Annotated in this window: 12 protein-coding genes; 8 read left to right on the forward strand and 4 right to left on the reverse strand. The window is 71.7% G+C overall.

Annotation, left to right across the window (positions count from 1 at the left end):
* Positions 1 to 37: 37 nt before the first annotated feature.
* The 4 genes from FXO23_RS22870 (at position 38) to FXO23_RS22885 (ending at position 5,445) form a co-directional block, all read left to right on the forward strand.
* Positions 38 to 1,399 (forward strand): MFS transporter, encoded by a 1,362-nt coding sequence (locus FXO23_RS22870; RefSeq protein WP_158887445.1) that lies wholly within the window; start codon positions 38 to 40, stop codon positions 1,397 to 1,399.
* A 35-nt stretch (positions 1,400 to 1,434) separates the two neighbouring features.
* Positions 1,435 to 2,658: a cysteine desulfurase family protein gene (locus tag FXO23_RS22875; protein ID WP_158887446.1), complete on the forward strand. Its 1,224-nt coding sequence runs from the start codon at positions 1,435 to 1,437 to the stop codon at positions 2,656 to 2,658.
* A 4-nt stretch (positions 2,659 to 2,662) separates the two neighbouring features.
* Positions 2,663 to 3,751, forward strand: a complete 1,089-nt coding sequence (gene mnmA, locus FXO23_RS22880) for a tRNA 2-thiouridine(34) synthase MnmA (protein WP_158887447.1) — start codon at positions 2,663 to 2,665, stop codon at positions 3,749 to 3,751.
* A gap of 185 nt (positions 3,752 to 3,936) precedes the next feature.
* A complete protein-coding gene (locus FXO23_RS22885; RefSeq protein WP_158887448.1) occupies positions 3,937 to 5,445 on the forward strand; it encodes an acyl-CoA synthetase in 1,509 nt (502 codons plus the stop codon).
* Here the strand turns inward: FXO23_RS22885 and FXO23_RS22890 are convergent.
* From FXO23_RS22890 to FXO23_RS22900, 3 genes are all read right to left on the reverse strand, one after another.
* Positions 5,430 to 6,473, reverse strand: coding sequence for an MBL fold metallo-hydrolase (locus tag FXO23_RS22890; protein WP_158887529.1), 1,044 nt, complete (start codon positions 6,471 to 6,473; stop codon positions 5,430 to 5,432). The two genes, FXO23_RS22885 and FXO23_RS22890, sit on opposite strands and share 16 nt — an antisense overlap.
* Before the next feature lie 93 nt (positions 6,474 to 6,566).
* Positions 6,567 to 7,388 carry an LURP-one-related family protein gene (locus FXO23_RS22895; RefSeq protein WP_158887449.1) on the reverse strand — a complete coding sequence of 274 codons (822 nt, stop codon included), beginning with the start codon at positions 7,386 to 7,388 and terminating at the stop codon, positions 6,567 to 6,569.
* A gap of 99 nt (positions 7,389 to 7,487) precedes the next feature.
* Positions 7,488 to 8,321: a nitrilase-related carbon-nitrogen hydrolase gene (locus FXO23_RS22900; protein ID WP_158887450.1), complete on the reverse strand. Its 834-nt coding sequence runs from the start codon at positions 8,319 to 8,321 to the stop codon at positions 7,488 to 7,490.
* A 228-nt stretch (positions 8,322 to 8,549) separates the two neighbouring features.
* Here FXO23_RS22900 and FXO23_RS22905 point away from each other — a divergent pair, with 228 nt between their 5' ends.
* From FXO23_RS22905 to FXO23_RS22920, 4 genes are read left to right on the forward strand one after another with little or no spacing between them, the layout of a single operon-like run.
* A complete protein-coding gene (locus FXO23_RS22905) occupies positions 8,550 to 9,587 on the forward strand; it encodes a uroporphyrinogen decarboxylase/cobalamine-independent methonine synthase family protein (protein ID WP_158887451.1) in 1,038 nt (345 codons plus the stop codon).
* Between the two features lie 10 nt (positions 9,588 to 9,597).
* Positions 9,598 to 10,296 (forward strand): hypothetical protein, encoded by a 699-nt coding sequence (locus FXO23_RS22910; protein WP_158887452.1) that lies wholly within the window; start codon positions 9,598 to 9,600, stop codon positions 10,294 to 10,296.
* Between the two features lie 11 nt (positions 10,297 to 10,307).
* A complete protein-coding gene (gene ligA / locus FXO23_RS22915; RefSeq protein WP_158887453.1) occupies positions 10,308 to 12,467 on the forward strand; it encodes an NAD-dependent DNA ligase LigA in 2,160 nt (719 codons plus the stop codon).
* Positions 12,460 to 12,957 (forward strand): GNAT family N-acetyltransferase, encoded by a 498-nt coding sequence (locus FXO23_RS22920; protein ID WP_158887454.1) that lies wholly within the window; start codon positions 12,460 to 12,462, stop codon positions 12,955 to 12,957. The genes ligA and FXO23_RS22920 overlap by 8 nt, the downstream gene beginning before the upstream one ends.
* A 228-nt stretch (positions 12,958 to 13,185) precedes the next feature.
* Here FXO23_RS22920 and FXO23_RS22925 read toward each other — a convergent pair whose 3' ends face one another.
* On the reverse strand, positions 13,186 to 13,839 hold the full coding sequence (locus FXO23_RS22925; RefSeq protein WP_158887530.1) for an ACT domain-containing protein: 654 nt from the start codon (positions 13,837 to 13,839) through the stop codon (positions 13,186 to 13,188).
* Positions 13,840 to 13,917 lie beyond the last annotated feature (78 nt).

The following is a 13,917-nucleotide window of genomic DNA, read 5'->3' on the forward strand; positions in this document are numbered from 1 at the left end:
TTGACCTCCAGCGCGCTGGAGGTTGTTCGCTTCGATCATGGCAACCGAGGCGGCGGCGCGGCCGCGTGTCCTGTGGACACCCGCGCATCGGACGACCACGGCGGCGATCCTGCTCGTGGTCACGCTCATCGCGTTCGAGAACATGGGGGTCGCGACCGCGATGCCCACCATGGTCTCCGCCTTGCACGGGCAGGCGCTGTACTCCTGGCCGTTCACCGCGTTCCTGGTTGCCAGCGTGGTGGCCACCGTGCTCTCCGGGCGGCTCGGCGACCGCCGGGGTCCCGCGCCCGCCCTGGTCCTCGGGCCCGCGCTGTTCCTCGGCGGCCTGCTGGTCGCCGGATTCGCCCACGACATGGCCCTGCTGCTGCTCGGCCGGGTCCTGCAGGGCCTCGGCTCGGGCGTGCTCCTGGTGGCCGTCTCGCTGCTGATCGCGCTCGTGTTCACCGATCGGGAACGGCCGGTGATCTACGCCGCGAACGCCGCCGCGTGGGTGCTGCCCGCGGTGGTCGGCCCGTCGGTGGCCGGGGTGGTCACCGAGCGGATCGGCTGGCGGTGGGTCTTCCTCGGCCTCACCCCGCTCGTCCTGCTCGGTCTCGGGCTGCTGGTCACCGTGATCCGGCGGCTGGACCGGCACGTGCCCGGCGGTGACCGGCAGCGGCGGGCGAGTGTCGTCGCCGCGGTCGCCGCCGCGGCCGGGGTCGCCGCGCTGACCTGGGCGGCGCAGCACCCGTCCGGGCTCGCCCTCGGGTACGGCGCGGCGGGGCTGGCCGCCCTCGCGTTCGCGCTGCGGCGGCTGCTGCCGCCCGGGACCCTCACCGCCCGGCCCGGGCTGCCCACGGTGGTCGCCTCGCGGGCGCTGATCGGCGGCGCGTTCGCCGGGATGGAGGCGTACCTGCCGCTCACCATGAGCACCGTGCACGGCTATTCCCCGGCCGCCGCCGGGCTGCCGCTGACGGTCACCGCGCTCGGCTGGTCGGCGGGTTCGGCGGTGCAGGGGCGGTACCCGGACTGGTCGCGCGAGGCGTCGCTGCGGCTGGGGTTCGCGCTGGTGGCCGCGGGCCTGGCGATCTTCGCGTTCGTCTCGCAGCCGTGGTTCCCCGGCTGGGCCGCGTTCGCGGCCTGCGCGATCGGCGGCGCCGGGATGGGCATCGCGATGCCCGCGATCTCGGTGCTGCTGCTGCGGTTCTCGCCGGAAGCCGAACGCGGTTTCAACACCTCGGCCATGCAGCTCGGCGACTGGGTGGGCTCCGCGTTGACCGTCGGTTTCGGCGGAGTGCTGCTCGGCGTCCTGGCCTCGGCGCGGCACCCGTCGGCCGCGATCGCCGTGCTCGGCGCGGTGCTGGCGGCCATCGCGCTGACCGGGGTGCGGGTGACCGGGCGGTGGCCGTCGAGGGTATGAGGTCACCTTCGGTGAGGCGCTACCCTGGATAGGCGATGACCTATCTCGACCACGCGGCGACGACCCCCATGTTGCCGGAAGCCATAGCGGCGATGAGCGAGGCGCTGTCCACCGTGGGCAACGCCTCCTCGCTGCATTCCTCCGGCCGCCGGGCCCGGCGGGTCGTGGAGGAGGCGCGCGAGGTGCTCGCCGAGGCGCTGGGCGCCCGGCCGTCCGAGGTCATCTTCACCGCCGGGGGAACCGAAAGCGACAACCTCGCGGTCAAGGGCATCTTCTGGGCCCGCAACGGCGCCGATCGGAAGCGCCGCCGGGTGCTGGCGAGTTCGGTCGAGCACCACGCCGTGCTCGACGCGGTGCAGTGGCTGGCCGATCACGCGGGCGCCGAGATCACCTGGCTCGACGTGGATTCGCACGGCCGGGTGGAGCCGGAGACCCTGCGCAAGGCGATCGGCGACGAGCCGGACGATGTGGCTTTGGTCACGATCATGTGGGCCAACAACGAGGTCGGCACGGTCAACCCGCTGCCCGAACTCGCCGCGATCTGCGCCGAGCACGGCATCCCGCTGCACACCGACGCGGTGCAGGCCGTCGGCGCGATCCCGGTGGACTTCGCGGCCAGCGGCGCGAGCGCGCTCACGCTCTCCGGGCACAAGCTCGGCGGGCCGTACGGCATCGGCGCGCTGCTGCTCGCCCGGGACACCCCGTGCGAGCCGCTGCTGCACGGCGGCGGGCAGGAACGGGACGTGCGCTCGGGCACCCTGGACGTGCCCGCGATCCACGCGTTCGCCACCGCCGTGCGCGCCGCGATCGGCGCGCTCGACCCGCAGGCCGCCGAGATCGCCGGGCTGCGCGACCGGCTGATCGCCGCGGTGCTGCGCGAGGTGCCGGACGCGGTGCTCAACGGGGCCCGGCCGGACGAAGGCCGGTTGCCCGGCAACGCGCATTTCACGTTCCCGGGCTGCGCGGGGGACAGCCTGCTGATGCTGCTGGACGCCAAGGGCATCGAATGCTCGACCGGTTCCGCGTGCACCGCGGGCGTCGCCGAGCCCAGCCACGTGCTGCTGGCGATGGGCGCCGACGCGGCGTCGGCGCGGGGCTCGCTGCGGTTCTCGCTGGGCCACACGTCCACTCAGGACGATGTGGACGCGCTGGCCCGGGAGATCGGTTTCGTGGTGGCCCGGGCGCGGCAGGCGGGGCTGAGCGGCATGCGGAAACAGCCGGCGGAAAAGCGGACGAACGAGAAGAAGGCGGGGGTGTAGCGCCATGCGCGTACTGGCCGCCATGAGCGGGGGCGTGGATTCGGCGGTGGCCGCCGCGCGGGCGGTGGACGCCGGGCACGACGTGGTCGGTGTCCACCTGGCGCTGTCCGCCAAACCGGGCACGCTGCGCACCGGCGCGCGGGGCTGCTGCACGATCGAGGATTCGCACGACGCCCGGCGGGCCGCGGACATCCTCGGCATCCCGTTCTACGTCTGGGATTTCGCCGAGCGGTTCACCGAGGAGGTCATCGAGACCTTCGTCGGCGAGTACGCCGCCGGGCGCACCCCGAACCCGTGCGTCACCTGCAACGAGAAGATCAAGTTCGAGGCGCTGCTGGACAAGGCGATGGCGCTGGGCTTCGACGCGGTCGCCACCGGGCACTACGCGCGACTGTCCGTTGTGGACGGTGTGCCGGAGCTGCGGCGCAGTGCGGACGAGGGCAAGGACCAGTCGTACGTGCTCGCCTCGCTGACCCCGGAGCAGCTGCGGCACTCGTTCTTCCCGCTCGGCGATTCCTGGAAGACCGACGTCCGCGCCGAGGCCGAGCGGCGCGGGCTGGCCGTGGCGCGCAAGCCGGACAGCCACGACATCTGCTTCATCCCGGACGGCGACACGCGCAAGTTCCTGGAGAAGCGGCTCGGCGAGCGGCCGGGGGAACTGGTCGACGCCGAGACCGGGGCCGTGCTCGGCCGCCACACCGGCGTGCACGGGTTCACCGTCGGCCAGCGCAAGGGCCTGGGCATCGAGGCGCCCGCGCCGGACGGGCGGCCGCGGTACGTGCTGTCGCTGGAACCGGTTTCCGGCACGGTCAAGGTCGGCTCGGCCGATCACCTCGGGGTCCGCGAGATCCGGGCCGACCGCCCGATCTGGCCGAGCGAACGCCCGCTGGACGGGCCGACCGAATGCGTGGCCCAGGTCCGCGCGCACGGCGGCACGGTCGAGGCGGTGGCCGAGGTGACCGGCGACGAGGTGACCGTCTCGCTGCGCGAACCGCTGCGCGGGGTCGCCCCGGGCCAGGTCGTCGTCCTCTACCGCCCGGACCCCGAAGGCGATCTGGTGCTGGGCAGCGCGAAGATCTCCGCCACCGCTTGACCCGCCGACACCCGAAAGTGCGCGCGCTTTCGGGTGCTCGGCGGCGCTTTCCCACCGAAGTGCCGCCCCGCGCATGCCGGATGGGGGTTGGCAAGCGGTCACCGACCTCGCGAACGCACATCCGGCACCCGGGCGCGGCTAATCTTGATCTCGCCCACGCGGCGCCGAGGCCAGGAGGTCCAGAGATGACCGCGCTCCGCTCCAGCACCGTCGCGGACGTTCTGCGCCGCAGCGCCGCCCGGGTTCCGCACCGGATCGCCCTGCGGTTCGCCGACCGGCGGTGGACCTACGCCGAACTCGACGCCGCGGTCACCCGGGCCGCCGCGCACCTGCTCGGGCTCGGCCTGGCCAAGGGCGACCGCGTCGCCGCCTACGGCAAGAACTCCGACGCCTACCTCATCGGCTTCCTCGCCTGCGCCCGCGCCGGGCTGATCCACGTGCCGATCAACTACAACCTGACCGGCGAGGAACTGGCCTACCTGCTCGACCAGTCCGGCAGCACGGTCGCGCTCACCGATCCGGCGCTGCGGCCCGCGCTGGACGCGGTCGCGGGCGGGCTCACCCACCTGCTGCCGCTGCGCGACACCGGCGATTCCCTGCTCGCCGCCGCCACCGAGGGCGAGACTCCGGAACTCGACGTCGAGGTCGCCGACACCGATCTCGCCCAGCTGCTCTACACCTCCGGCACCACCTCCCGGCCGAAGGGCGCGATGATGACGCATCGCGCGCTGGTGCACGAGTACGTCTCCTGCATCGTCGGCCTCGACCTCACCGAGGACGACGATCCGCTGCACGTGATGCCGCTTTACCACAGCGCGCAGATGCACGTCTTCCTGCTGCCGTGGCTCGCGGTCGGCGCCACCAACCAGCTCCTCGAAGTACCCGACCCCGGCGAGATCCTGCGCCGCATCGAGGACGGCCACCGCGCGTTCTTCGCCGCGCCCACGCTCTGGGTCGCACTGACCAACCACCCCGACTTCGGCGCCCGCGACCTGTCCGCCCTGCGCAAGGCCTACTACGGCGCCTCGATCATGCCCGGCCCGATCCTCGAGCGGCTCCGCGAAGCCATGCCGGAACTGGGTTTCTACAACTGCTTCGGCCAGTCGGAGATCGCGCCGCTGGCCACCATCCTCGGCCCCGCCGAGCACGCCGACCGCCCGGAGTCCGCGGGCCGTCCGGCGCTGTTCGTGGAACTGCGGGTGGTCGACGAGAACGGCGACGACGTCCCGCCCGGCGAACCGGGCGAGGTCGTCTACCGGTCACCGCAGTTGTGCGAGGGGTACTGGAACAAACCCGAGGAGACCGCGGCGGCGTTCCGCGGCGGCTGGTTCCACTCCGGCGATCTGGTCCGGGCCGACGAGGCCGGGTACCTCTACGTCGTCGACCGGATCAAGGACGTGATCAACACCGGCGGGGTGCTGGTGGCCTCCCGCGAGGTGGAGGACGCGCTCTACACGCATCCCGCGGTCGCCGAGGTCGCGGTGATCGGGCTGCCGGACGAGAAGTGGATCGAGGCGATCACCGCGGTCGTGGTGTCCAAAGAGGACGTCGACGCGGACGCCCTGATCGCCCACGCCCGCGCGAAGCTCTCCGCGTTCAAGGTGCCCAAGGCCGTGCACTTCGTCGGCGAGCTGCCGCGCAATGCCTCGGGCAAGATCCTCAAACGGGAACTCCGGGATCAGCTCGGCGCGTAGCGCAGCACGCCGTCGACCTCGGTCCGCGCGAGCTTTCCCTGGGATACCAGCAGATCCAGGTGCGCACCGGTTTCCAGCACCGCGAGCATCTGGTTGAACGCGTCCAGTTCGCCGAGCTTGCGCTGCCGCCGGGTCCAGCCCAGCCGCAACGCCGCCTCGTACGCCGTGCTGGCGCCGTTCGCCACGGTCTCGCCCATCGCGGCGAGCCGCCCGTCGTGGTGGGCGAGGAGTTCGTCCACCCGCGCGTGCACGCTGTCGGTCACCGGGCCGTGCGCGGGCAGCATCCGGCGGTCCGGCCGCGCGCGGACCAGGCGCAGCGAGCCGAGGAAGTCCCGCAGCGGCAGTTCCACCCGCGCCGGCTGGAAGCCGATCGACGGCGTGATGTGCGGGAGCACGTGGTCGCCGGTGAACAGCAGCCCCGCGGCGCCGTCGTCGAACACCACGTGCCCCGCGGTGTGCCCGGGGGTGTGCACGACCTCCAGGTCCCGCCCGGGCAGCACCGTGCGCGGGCCCGGGGTGAGCCACTCGTCCGGGTTCTCCCAGATGTTCCGGTCGGCCAGCCGTTCTTCGCCGCCGAACATCTTGGCGAGCGCGTCCACGACCTCCTCCGCCCCGTACTGGCGCAGGCCGACCACCTGGGCGTTGAGCTCGACGGTCGCCGGATCGATGGACAGCCGCAACGACGCCTGTTCGTGTCGCCCGAGCGCGATCCGCCCGCCGAACTCCCGGCGCAGCGCGACCGCCTGGGTGTAGTGGTCGCGGTGGACGTGGGTGATCAGGAACTGGCGCACGTCCCCGAGATCGGCGTCGATCGCCTTCAGCGCCGCCTGCAGGAGTTCGCGGGATTCGTCCAGCGCCCAGCCCGAATCGATGAGCACCAGCTCGGTCCCGTCGGTGATCGCGTAGACGTTCACCGCGCGCAGGCCGTCGTTCGGCAGGGGGAGGGGGATCCGGTACACGCCGGGCGCGACCGCGTAGATCCCCGGCTCGGTCCAGTGACGGGTGCTGTCCTCGGTGAGCGCTTCCACGGCGACCTCTCTGTCTCCCAGTCCTCCCACTTTCATCCGAACCGGATGAAGTGTCTACAGGAACGTGGTGAGACACATCTCACGCGTGGAATGTCAGTTGCGGTCGTCCTGTTTGAGCGCGGTGTCGATGGTCAGCGCCGAGGCCACCACCATGCTGGCCAGCGGCTCCGGCAGCGGGCGGTGGATCTCCACGACGTAGTTGTCCGCGGTGGTGAACGCCGCCTTGAGGAAACCGCCGAACGTCTTGGTGACCCGGGCGACCTCGGAGTCGTGGTGATCCCGGATCGAGAAGTTCCAGGCGCGCCAGTTCTCCGCGAAGATCCCGCCGATCTTCTGCCCGTTCACCGAAAACGCGAACCGGATCTTGCCGAAGACGTTCTCCTGGATGATCTCGCCGATCGGCGACTCGTCCGCCCGGGTCACCAGGAACCGGGATTTGAACACCTTCGCCGGCCGGGTCACCTTCAGCACCGTGCTGTGGTTCGCGTCGCGGACCTCGAACTTGTGCGTCAGGAACTGGTCGTAGTTGCTGAAGAACCGCACCATCTTCTTCAGCGTGCTCTGGCCGACCTGCACGACCGCGCCGAGCTGCCGGCCGTGCTGGTCGAACACGCCGAACTCGTTGGCCATCTCGATCAGCTTCGCCCGCTGGTTGACCACCAGGATCGGCTCGGTGAACAGCGTGCCGCCTCCGGCGAGCCCGCCGCCCCGGCCGCGGGTGCCCTTCGCGACCTGCGCCTGAACGCGCGCCGGATCGTGCCCGTATTCCACGTCGAGTTCGAACGGGTTCGCGTCGTGCGGCCGTTCGGCGGGACGAGTGTTCGGGGTCCACGCCCGGCCGTCCCACCAGCGGAGCAGGCGCGGGTCGGCGTGATCCGGGTACCAGCCCGGTTGTGGCGGCGAATTGCTCGTCATGGCAGGTCAGCGTAATGGCGGAACCGGAAATTGGGAGCCCGGAATGGGAAATGCGGAGAATGTCCGTGTCCCAATCCGGGCATCCCGGAAATAACCAACCTAGTCGTCTCCGCTTTCGTTGATGAGGCGCTCCAACTCCCGGCGCAGCAGCCCGAGGCGGGCGTCCGCGAGCAGCGGGATCTCCCGGCGGCGGCGCCGCACCGCGCCCGGGTCGATTTCGACGACGGTCAGCGACTCCTCCCAGGTCGGCGCGGTGGCCACGACCGAACCCCACGGATCGATCACCCGCGAACCGCCCCAGAACCGCACCCCGGCCTCGTCCCCGACCCGGTTCACGAAGATCACCCAGCACTGCTGCATGCGCGCGGTGAACGTGAGCAGGTCGTGCCAGTACTCGGCCGGATCGAACGAACCCGCGGTCAGCTTGGCCGCGCTGTTCGTCGGCACGATCAGCACCTCGGCGCCGTCCTGCGCGGCCAGCCACGGCAGCATCGGCTGCCAGGCGTCGTTGCAGATCAGCGTCGCCATGCGCGCGTGCCGGGTGTCGAAGGCGCGCATGTGCTGGCCGGGGCTGGCGTGCTTGCGCTCCTCCCAGATCAGGTAGTTCGGCAGGTAGAGCTTGCGGTGGTTGTGCACCAGCTCGCCGCCGGAGAGGTAGAGCGCCGTGTTGTGCCGCCGGATGCGCCCGTCTTCGAGCAACCCGATGACCACGTCCGGGCCGTGCCGGGACAGTTCGGCCAGCCGGGTGTCGTCCGGCCACATCGAGATGTCCTCGGCAAGCTGGCCGAGGGCGTAGCCGGTCAGGCTCAGTTCCGGGAAGACCACCAGGTCCGCGCCCTCCGCGGCGGATTCCTTGATGATCCGTTCGGTGTCGACGAGATTTCCTTCGATGTCGCCGAGCCGGCAGTCGGTCTGGGCCAGTGCCACTCTCATGCGTCTCACCTCCTCACGCTCGAACCCCTTCGGCGACCTCACCTGCGATGGCAACGGCGAAGCCGCCGGTGCGTGTTGACGTGTGGTGAGTTGTCGCCACGCGTGCCCACCGGCCGCGTGCCCGAAACGGTACGCGAGTGGACTACCCGGACGCGACACGACGAACCCGATCGGGCCGATCATTTACCTCTGCGCAACAGTCGGTTCGGCACCGAGCACAATCGCCCTGTGAGCGAACGAGCATGGCCCCCAGGCGCCGCCACCGGTATCGGTTCGATGCCGGGCGCCGACCCCGGCGAGGCGGCCGCCGTCGTCTTCGGAGAGCTGCCCGAATTCCCGCACCTGCCCGAACTTCCCGCGCGCGGCGTCGGCGCCGATCTGATCGGCCGGACCGCCGCGCTCCTGGTGGATCTGGCCGTCGAGGTGGTGCCCAGCGGCTACCGGGTCACCGCCCGGCCCGGCCGGGACCACCGGCGCGCGGTCGATCTGCTGCGCTGGGACCTCGACGCGCTCGAGGCGGCGCACGATCGCGCGGGCACCAAACCGCGCGTGATCAAGCTCCAGGTCGCCGGTCCGTGGACGCTGGCCGCGGGCATCGAACTGCCGCGCGGGCACCGCGTGCTCACCGATCCCGGCGCGCTGCGCGAATTCGCCGAATCGGCGGGCGAGGGGCTGGCCGGGCAGGTCGCCGAGCTGAAGTCCCGGACCGGCGCGGAGGTGGTCGTCCAGTTCGACGAGCCGAGCCTGCCGGACGTGCTGGCCGGTTCGCTGCCCACGCCGTCGGGTTACGGCACCGTCCCCTCGGTTCCGGAGCCGGAGGCGCGGTCCCTGCTCGCCTCGGTCATCGAACACGCCGGGCGGATCAGCGGGCAGCCGGTGGTGGTGCACTGCTGCGCGCCGCGGCCGCCGGTCGGCCTGCTGCGCTCGGCCGGGGCGGGTGCGCTCGCGCTGGACGCGACCCTGCTCGACGGGGCGCCCGGTTCGCTGCTCGACGAGATCGGCGAAGCCTGGGACGGCGGCACGGTCCTGTTCCTCGGCCTGGTTCCGGCGCTCGAACCCGCGACGCCGCCGACGCTGCACGACGTCGCCCGGCCCGCGCTGCGGCTCGTCGACCGGCTCGGGTTCAACCGGTCGATCCTGGCCGGACGAACCGTGCCGACCCCGACCTGCGGGTTCGCCGGGGCCACCACGGCGTGGATGCGCCGGGCCCTGGCGCTCACCCGGGATCTGGGCAAAGCGTTCACCGAGCCGCCGGAGAGCTGGTAGGAACGACGGGATGAAGTGGTTCCGGCGGCGCAAGAACGACGCGCCCGATCCTCGGACGGCCTGGCCCGAGCCGCACGTGCCCGAGGATCCGGCGGCCGCGGCGGCCGGGTTCTGGCGCCGCTGGTCCGAGCTGCTGCCCGAGATCAGCGCCGCGCTGGGCGACCGCGAACCGCGGCGGGTGGAACACGAGCTGTGCGAGGCGGTCGCGCTGGTGCACCCCGACCTGCACTTCTCCCTGGAACGCGGGCAGCAGGCGGTCTACGCGCTGGTGGTCACCGGGCAGGAGGATCCGGCCCTGCGGCCGTACACCGACGCCTGGAAGGCCGCGGCCCCGGACGAGGATCCGATCTGGGAGTACCACGATTCGGTGCCCCCGGTGCCGGACCCGGCCGAGGTGACGGTGAACCTGGGCGAGCACCGGATCTCGCTCGCCGACGTGCGGGTGGCCGCCCAGGTCGACGAGGCGGAGGCGGTGGTCGACGTCGCCGTGCACCATCCGCGGCTGGGCGAACTGGAGGAGGCCGCGCGCCGCGCGATGACCTTCCTGCCGCTGGACGCGGCCCTCGGGGAACGCCTCGCGGGGGAACGGTTACGCAGGGTGGAGACCGCCGAGTCCGAACCGGCCGGGGCGATCTCGCTCCTCGAGCTGCGTGAGCTGGTCCGCGGGCTGGCCGAGCGCGGCGGAGAAAATGTCGGCGGGGCCCACTAGTCTTACCGGCTGTGAGCAGCGAAGAGCTTCCCGAAGACCAGGTCGCCCCGGGCGCCGCCGAAGATCTCGGCGACGTGCCCGCGGACGTGCGCGAGCGCCACGCGGCGCTCGCCGAAGAGGTGCGCGGGCACCAGTTCCGGTACTACGTGCTGGATTCGCCCACGATCTCCGACGGGCAGTTCGACGAGCTGCTGCACGAGCTCGAGCGCCTGGAGGAAGCCCATCCCGGCCTGGCCACGCCGGACTCCCCGACGCAGAACGTCGGCGGCACGTTTTCCACCGAGTTCACCGCGTACGACCACCTCGAGCGGATGCTCAGCCTGGACAACGTGTTCGACACCGAGGAACTGCTCGCCTGGGTCGAGCGGGTGGAGCGCGAGGTGGGCGGGGCCACCCAGTACCTGTGCGAGCTGAAGATCGACGGGCTCGCGGTCAACCTGCTCTACGAGAACGGGCTGCTCACCCGCGCGCTCACCCGGGGCGACGGCCGCACCGGCGAGGACGTCACGCTCAACGTCCGCACGCTCGAGCAGGTGCCGGAGCGGCTCACCGCGACCGGCGAGTTCCCGGTGCCGAACCTGGTCGAGGTGCGCGGCGAGGTCTTCTTCCGGGTGGAGGACTTCCTGGAGCTCAACGCCCGGATGGTCGAGGCGGGCAAACCGCCGTACGCCAACCCGCGCAACACCGCAGCCGGATCGCTGCGGCAGAAGGATCCGAAGATCACGCGCAGCCGGAACCTGCGGATGATCTGCCACGGGCTCGGCAAGCGCGACGGGTTCGAGCCGGTCCGGCAGTCCGAGTCGTACGCGGCGCTGGCGGCCTGGGGCCTGCCGGTCTCGTCGCACAGCAAGGTCGTGGACACCGCGGACGAGCTGCTCGAGCACATCAAGTACTGGGGCGAGCACCGGCACGACGCCGAGCACGAGATCGACGGCGTGGTGATCAAGGTCGACCAGGTGACGCTGCAGCGGCGGCTGGGCACCACGTCGCGGGCGCCGCGCTGGGCGATCGCGTTCAAGTACCCGCCGGAGGAAGCCACCACGAAACTGCTGGACATCCAGGTCAACGTCGGCCGCACCGGCCGGGTCACCCCGTTCGCGGTGATGGAGCCGGTGAAGGTCGCCGGGTCCACGGTGGCCATGGCCACCCTGCACAACGCGGACGAGGTCAAGCGCAAGGGCGTGCTGATCGGCGACCGGGTGGTGATCCGCAAGGCCGGGGACGTGATCCCGGAGGTGCTCGGCCCGGTGGTCGACGTGCGCACCGGCGAGGAGCGCGAGTTCCTGATGCCGACCCGCTGCCCGGAATGCGACACGCGGCTGGCGTACCAGAAGGAGGGCGACGTCGACATCCGTTGCCCGAACGCGCGGTCCTGCCCCGCGCAGCTGCGGGAGCGGCTGTTCCACCTGGCCGGGCGCGGCGCCTTCGACATCGAGGTGCTCGGGTACGAGGCGGCGGTCGCGCTGCTGGAGTCCGGGGTGGTGGCCGACGAGGGCGAGATCTTCGACCTCGACGAGGAGAAGCTCACGCGGGTGGAGTTGTTCCGCACCAAGGCGGGCGAGCTTTCCGCGAACGCGCGCAAGCTGCTGGTGAACCTGGAGGCCGCGAAGGATCGTCCACTGTGGAAGGTGATCGTCGGGCTGTCCATCCGGCACGTCGGGCCGACCGCGGCGCAGGCGCTGGCCCGGGAGTTCGGTTCGATCGACGCGATCGACGCGGCGAGCGAGGAGGAACTCGCCGATGTGGACGGTGTCGGGCCGACCATCGCGACGGCGGTCCGCGAATGGTTCGCCGTCGACTGGCACCGCGAGGTCGTGGAGAAGTGGCGGCGGGCCGGGGTGCGGATGGCGGAGGAACGCGACGATTCCATCCCGCGCAACCTGGAGGGGCTGTCCATCGTGGTCACCGGTTCGCTGGCCACCGTCTCCCGCGACGAGGCCAAGGAGGCCATCATGGCGCGCGGCGGGAAGGCGGCCGGTTCGGTGTCGAAGAAGACGGCGTTCGTCGTGGTCGGCGACTCGCCCGGATCGAAGTACGACAAGGCGGTGCAGCTGAAGGTGCCGGTCCTGGACGAGGACGGGTTCCGGGTGCTGCTCGACCGCGGGCCGGAGGCGGCTGCCGAGGTCGCGTTGCCCGCGGGTGAAGAAGAGACTGGGGAGTCCGGTGAGTGAATTCGAGATCCGCCCGGCGCGGCCCGGGGAACTGGCCGAGATCGGGGAGATCACCGTCGCCGCCTACCGGGGCGAGGGCTTCCTGGACGGCGCCGAGGCGGGCTACGCCGAGAAGCTGCGCGACACCGAGGCGCGGGCGCGGGACGCGGAACTGCTGGCCGCGGTGGACGCGGAAGGCGTCGTCCTGGGCTCGGTCACCGTGGTCCGGCCCGGCACCGCGCTCGCCGAGATCTCCCGCGAGGGCGAGCTGGAGTTCCGGATGCTCTCGGTCGCCCCGGCCGCCCGCGGCCGCGGGGTGGGCGAGGCACTCACCCGGGCCGTCCTCAGCCGCGCCCAGGAACTGGGCGCCCACCAGGTCGTCCTGTCCAGTCTGGACAAGATGACCACCGCCCACCGCCTCTACGAACGCCTCGGCTTCACCCGCCTCCCCGAACGCGACTGGGGCCCCGAACCCCACGTCCGCCTCCTCGCCTACGCGTTCCCTCTCTGACCCGCGAGCCGCACGTTCCCGCAAGCAGCCCGCCCGCGAGTCCCCCGTTCTGGTCGCGTGTGTTCCCCGTTTCGGTAGCTGGCCAGCGCGACACAGGGCGACCCCGCTGGAGAAAACCTCAGTGGGGAACTCGCGAGCACGCCTACCTGAGTGTGTAACTCACTTGCCCGAACGTCGAACTCGCTTGCCCGAGTGTGCAACTCGCGTGTGTGAGCGGGGGACTCGCGGTCAGGTGTCGAGGACGACGGCGACGATTCCGGCGAAGTGGGCGAGGCGGGCGACCTCGGCGGCGCGGAACATCGGGCCGCCCGGGCGGCCCACCAGCAGGGCCTTGTCCGGTTTGCCGAGCGGGGTGGCGGCGAGTTCGGTGCCCAGTTCCTTCCAGGTCTCCGGGATCCAGCCGTCCTCGGAGTCGAGGATGGTCGCGCGTTCGAGCGGGAGCCACGGGAGTTCGGTGAGATCGGACTCGGGGGCCGCGGCCGACGCGGCGAGGCGGTGCAGCCCGGCCTCGGAGTGCTTGACCACCAGCGACCAGCCCGCCCGGATGATCCGCGGCACGCCCTCGGCCAGGACGTCCAGTCCGTCGGCCGGGCGGGCGGCGATCTCCTCGACCAGTTCGAGTTCGCGGTGGGTGTCCAGGACCCCGGCATACGGCCGTACGGCGTCCACCTCGACCCCCTCGACGCTCTCCGCGGCGGTGATCAGCGCGTCGGGCAGCCGCCCGGTGGGGATCTCCACCACCAGGTCGTCGATCGCCACCCCGTTCCCGCGTTCGACCACGTCGACGCTGAGGATGTCCGCACCGATCGTGCCGAGCGCCGTGGCCACCGCGCCCAGGGTTCCCGGGCTGTCCGGGAGCTGGACCCGGATCAGGAAGGACACGTGCACCCCTCTCGTCTCGGGCACTCCAGCCTCGCCGTGGAGCACGTCTGCCGGTCGACGATTGTGGCAGACCAGAAG

Source organism: Amycolatopsis anabasis, assembly GCF_009765355.1.
In the GTDB taxonomy this organism is placed as follows: domain Bacteria; phylum Actinomycetota; class Actinomycetes; order Mycobacteriales; family Pseudonocardiaceae; genus Amycolatopsis; species Amycolatopsis anabasis.

Coding starts and splice junctions, on each gene's coding strand:
- FXO23_RS22885 (WP_158887448.1), top strand. CDS start 3,937: ATGACCGCGCTCCGCTCCAGCACCGTCGCGGACGTTCTGCGCCGCAGC.
- FXO23_RS22895 (WP_158887449.1), bottom strand. CDS start 7,388: ATGACGAGCAATTCGCCGCCACAACCGGGCTGGTACCCGGATCACGCC.
- FXO23_RS22900 (WP_158887450.1), bottom strand. CDS start 8,321: ATGAGAGTGGCACTGGCCCAGACCGACTGCCGGCTCGGCGACATCGAA.
- FXO23_RS22875 (WP_158887446.1), top strand. CDS start 1,435: ATGACCTATCTCGACCACGCGGCGACGACCCCCATGTTGCCGGAAGCC.
- FXO23_RS22870 (WP_158887445.1), top strand. CDS start 38: ATGGCAACCGAGGCGGCGGCGCGGCCGCGTGTCCTGTGGACACCCGCG.
- mnmA (WP_158887447.1), top strand. CDS start 2,663: ATGCGCGTACTGGCCGCCATGAGCGGGGGCGTGGATTCGGCGGTGGCC.
- FXO23_RS22910 (WP_158887452.1), top strand. CDS start 9,598: ATGAAGTGGTTCCGGCGGCGCAAGAACGACGCGCCCGATCCTCGGACG.